3 protein-coding genes and 1 pseudogene are annotated in these 4,913 nt (G+C 57.9%); 2 read left to right on the top strand and 2 right to left on the bottom strand.

The annotated features are described in order from the left end of the window. Positions 1 to 233: 233 nt before the first annotated feature. Entirely contained in the window at positions 234 to 1,922 is a 1,689-nt protein-coding gene (locus tag AC1DMK_RS30805; protein ID WP_477864010.1) for a SulP family inorganic anion transporter, read from the bottom strand. A gap of 265 nt (positions 1,923 to 2,187) precedes the next feature. Beyond that, positions 2,188 to 3,018: a polyphosphate kinase 2 gene (ppk2, locus tag AC1DMK_RS30800; RefSeq protein WP_477864009.1), complete on the bottom strand. Its 831-nt coding sequence runs from the start codon at positions 3,016 to 3,018 to the stop codon at positions 2,188 to 2,190. Between the two features lie 766 nt (positions 3,019 to 3,784). On the opposite strand from ppk2, the gene AC1DMK_RS30795 reads away from it, so the two are divergent. Together AC1DMK_RS30795 and AC1DMK_RS30790 are read left to right on the top strand one after the other, a co-directional pair. Further along, on the top strand, positions 3,785 to 4,138 hold the full coding sequence (locus AC1DMK_RS30795) for a hypothetical protein (protein WP_477864011.1): 354 nt from the start codon (positions 3,785 to 3,787) through the stop codon (positions 4,136 to 4,138). 575 nt (positions 4,139 to 4,713) lie between these two features. Beyond that, positions 4,714 to 4,913: pseudogene (locus tag AC1DMK_RS30790) on the top strand (histidine kinase); the annotation flags it as partial.

Here is a 4,913-nt window from a genome sequence, read left to right as displayed (position 1 = left end):
CGCCAGGTATATGACGCTTGAGACCATGGCCCAAATGAGCGATGATCCGCAAATCAGTTTGCCCGCTGTGGCACGCTGATATCCCTCCGGCCCTATGTCGGAAAGCACGGCCACCAGCCGCGACCTACACCACTTCCAGGGACACGATCGTGGGAGGCCTCGTCGCGCGACGGGCAGAGCGCTGCAAAGCAGTCTTCGCGACGTAGACCATCGAGGGCTCCTGTCCGGCGGGATCATCGCGCGTCAAATGATGCGGCGGCTCCACGCAGTTGATCGACAAGGTCCACCGCCTCCTCCAATTCATCGAAGATCATTGCCGGCCCAATTCGGGCAATCACGCCTGAGCGCCGCAAGACTTCGAGCGGCTCGCTGTGCAGTTCCACGATCGCGAACTTTACGCCCCTCTCCTCTGCCATTGACCGTACCTCCTCGAGCATAACCGCTGCGGTGCTGTCGATCTGGGCGGCAGCTCCTGCGTCGAGAACAAACCACTTGGTATCCGGTGACATGGTCGCAAAAATCGCTTCGATCCTGCTCTTGATGTGCTCAGCATTGTAAAACAGCAGACTGCCCTGAACGAGGTAGATCACCACACCGGGGACTGGCTTGGCTTGGGGATAGCGATGAAGCTTGTAGAAGCCGTCGCGCCCTGGAATGCGACCAAGCAATGCATCGCGCGGCGTCATTCCTTCCATGACGAGGTATAGCAGCGTCGCGACAACGGCTATGATCACTCCCTGCAAGACGCCGAGGCTCACGGCGCCTGCAATGCTGATAAGCGCAAAGAAAAACTCGATCCGACTGATCCGCCACAGTTCGCGCAGGGTTCGGAGATCGATAAGGCTTACGGCGGCCGATGCGAGGACGGCTCCCAGTGCGGGAGTGGGCAGGATCGCCAGCGCGTCGGTGAGAAAAAGAACAGTCAGCGCAAGCGCGGCAGCCGAGAAGACAGCCGCCACTTGAGTCTTTCCGCCCATGAGGTCGTTGATCGCGGTGCGGGAATCGGAGGCTGTGACCGCAAAGCCGCCGAACAATCCGGACGCAAGGTTCGCCGCGCCAAATCCAAGGAGCTCGCGATTGGCATCCACCGGATATCGGTTCTTCGCGCCGAAACTGCGGGCGGTCACGATACCTGCGCCAAAGCTGACGATCAGCACTGCCGCGGCACCGACGATCAGGTCGCCGATGGCGACATTGGGGATTGGTATCGATGGCGTCGGCAGCTGCGACGGAACGATGCCAACAACGCGAATACCCAAAGCCTGAAAATCAAAAGCGTAGGACAGGGCGGTCGCGAGTGCCATCACAACAAGCGGCCCTGGCACAGTTGGAAGCCATTTTCCGAGAAGCCGGAGCATGGCGAACAGTCCGATCGCCAACCCAAGCGAGGGCCAGTGGATCAGGTCCGACTTTCGTGCAATTTCGACCAGTGGTGAAACCAGCCCGTCGCTCTCGATCTTCACGCCGGTGAAGCGACCGATCTGTCCGATGAGGATCGACAGCGAGATTCCGGTCATAAAGCCGGTCAGGATCGGACGTGAGAGGAGGTTGGCGATAAATCCCAGCCGAAGGAAACTTGCGAGAAAGCAGAGGAGGCCGACCATTGCGGCTATCGCCGCCGAAGCCACGACGTTTTCGGCCGTCGACGACAGTCCAAACGAAACGAGAACGGCCGCCAGCACCGTGACCGTGCCGGCGTCGGGGCCCACGATGAGTTGTCGCGACGAGCCGAGCAGGGCATAGCCCAGCACCGACAGAATGCTCGCATAGATTCCGACCTCTGGCGGCAAGCCGGCCAGCGCGGGGTAGGCAATCGCGCTTGGCAAGCCAACGGCGGCGATGGCCAGCCCGGATGCCAGATCAGACCGAAGCCACTCCACCCGATACTCTCGCAGGCTGGATATGAGGGGAAGGGTGAGCATAGCGGCGAAGATCTCCAACGGAAAATTCAGACGCTTTCAGCGGGTCATCGCCGTATCAACCGGGCAGCCTTGCATCTCCGTCGCGTATACTGGAAATGCCATCTGATCCCGGTGTGCTTAAATTGTTAGGACCGCCGCTCGAAGTTATCCGCAAAACGTGATTCTGAGACATTCCGCGGCCCCGCGCCACTGGCAGCCTCGTTCGGCGGATATCAGAAGAGCGACGGCTTGCGACCGGGAAGTAAGAGCAGGATCGCCTCGACGCCTAGCTTGCCAGGTCGGGAACGACGTTCCTATGGCTCTGATCCTCGAGATAGTCGGACGGTCGTTTCTGACGCTTGCCGAGATCCGGTTCGTCGAACTTAATGCGCTCGTAGGGGATCGATTTGAGTATGTGCGAAATGCAGTTTATCCGGGCACGCTTCTTGTCGTCCGAAGGGACGATCCACCAACGCGCCTGCTCATGGTCGGTCTTGCGGAGCATCTCGTCATAGGCGCGTGTGTAATCCCACCATTTGCGATAGGATTCGATGTCCATCGGGCTTAACTTCCACTGCCGCAGGGGGTCTTCAATCCGCTTTTTAAAACGGCGCTCCTGCTCTTCCTCCGAGACCGTGAGAAAGTACTTCAACAGGATCACGCCGCTTTCCACGATCGCCGCCTCGAACCGGGGGACAATTTCAAGAAATCTCTGAGCTTTCTTTTCGCTGCAGAATCCCATGACACGGTCAACGCCGGCACGATTGTACCAACTGCGATCAAAGATGACAATTTCCCCAGCCGCTGGCATGTGGGCGATGTATCGCTGCATGTATATTTGCGACTTCTCACGGTCAGTGGGCGCGGGCAGGGCAACCACGCGAAACACACGCGGGCTCACCTTTTCAGAAATTCGTTTGATCATGCCGCCTTTGCCGGCGGCGTCGCGGCCCTCGAAGACGATCACGATCTTCGCGCCGGATTTCTTCACCCAGGCCTGCAGGTGCGCCAGCTCCACCTGAAGCCTGTTGAGTTCCTTGTCGTAGTTCCATGACCTGTCCTTTTTCGCTTTCGCTTCCGCAGGAGCTTCACCGTCAAGGGCGTAGATCTTGGTCATGTTTCCCTCCCGATTTGTTGTGTGTCGCCGTGTCGGCGGTGCGACGCCACCTTCGGCCTGCCGCCAGTCTGTCAGTGGTGGCGATAGTAGCGCGCTTGGAGCGGGAATGCCTGTAGCATCGGGTAGCATCTATCCCCGGCATCGAATGATACACCGGCATGTGCCACTCGCGTTCGTTCAGCTCACCCGAAGGTGGTTCCCGGCTGCGCGAAGAGAAGCGGCGGCGCTATCAATACAACCAGGTGAGCCGCCCGCATCCGTGCCCCAAAGGCATTTCTGACCACGAACACTGCTGTATCCTCGTGTATGATACATCCTTAAATATGCGACATGCAATATGATGAGACTTGATAGTTGACCAAGGTCGAGGGCTGCTATGGGGTCAGGATCGCACTATTCACTTTCGTCGCCAGGTCTTGCAATCGCGTGCGAGTTTTTTCCTGCTCGGTCACAAGAGATCCAAGTCCTGTTCGGACGGGACGACAGCTTCCGAGGATTGTGCGAGGACCTTGCTGCGGCGGAGGCCGTGCTACTGACGGTCGACGGACTTCCCGACGGCATTCGTGCGGCAAGACGGTTTGAATATCAGGATTTGATCTCAAGTCTTTTGGCCGAGATCGAAGAGATGTTGTCGCTTGCCAAGGTCATCCGAATGCCACGAAAGCCACGGACGTAGTGCCGGTGCCGCGTCAAGCTTGGCGCCGGAGCAGAGAGTGAGACGCTTTGATCCATCAACACACCAGAGGAGCCTCGACCGATGTTTCGTATGTCGATTTGGAATATGATTGGCTTTCGCCGCAGACTGAGCATTGCGCTTGTATTGGCAACCTCGGCTTGGTCTCAGTTATGTTCCGCAACATATTCGGACGCTGCGGGCGACCAGCTTAGAGATTTTCCGTTCATGATCGGTTGCGAAGTGAAAGACACCTTCCACGCTTTTTACCTCTCGCGGATATCTCCCGATGGATTGGCGACATACGTCGCATCGGATCGGATTGCCGGGACTATTTCCCTGGATGGGCATGCAAAGGCGGTAGGCGGGCCAAACGGAGGGAACTGCCTTGGCAAGACACTCGAGCAGCTACGAGCGTCCGGCCAGGCTCGCTATCTCCAGCCGTAAAGCCGTCGAAAGACCCGTCTCGCACCGCCATGAGATGCACGACACCACCGAATGCTCAGCGAGCGTGCGGTTCATGTTGGGGTTGAAGTCGCTAGCAGCGAGCGCTGTTTAGGCAGAACCCCAAGGCGAATAGGGAAATGTGAAATTGTGGTTCAGTCGCAGGGCGCTGACCAACCGATCCGGCCGCTGGACACAAGCCCCCGTTTGGATCTTGTCGCAGGTCTCACGGCGGCCGCAGTCGTCCTGCCGAAAGCGATGGCCCAGGCGACAGTCGCCGGCCCCGGATGGAGATGCCGGACGGCGGATCACCGCGACCAAAACTTGATTTCGATGCCGCACGGCGACGTTGATCTCCCCCTTGACGGTACGCAAGGTGGACCCTCGTTGCCTTAATCTCCCGCTAGCAGTAAACTAAGTTTCGACCACTTTCAGACGCCAAGCTTTCTCTATTCAAGCAGATCCCTCTTGCGCAGACGGGCAACGGTTCAAGAGGAAACTCCTGATCCCGAAGACGCCTTTAGCCGATCGAGCTGTGCGCCGCTTAGTCGTTCTGTCGAACCATAGGGAGAAACGAGATGCCGCAAAATTCTGACTTTGATCCAAACGCGATGCCGCCAAGCGCTCAGGATCTTGTTGATCGCCAAAAAGCTGCAGAGCAAAGGGAACAACGAAGGGTCGAAGGAAAGGAGAAAAGTCACTTCGACATCATCAGTGAATTTCTGTTCAAGCATGTGACGGATAAGGAAATTCAGACAGTTCGGCGGTTGGTCGAAAA

The sequence above is a fragment of the Rhizobium sp. 05L419 genome (assembly GCF_056397845.1).
This window is presented reverse-complemented; position numbering and strand designations above follow the sequence as displayed.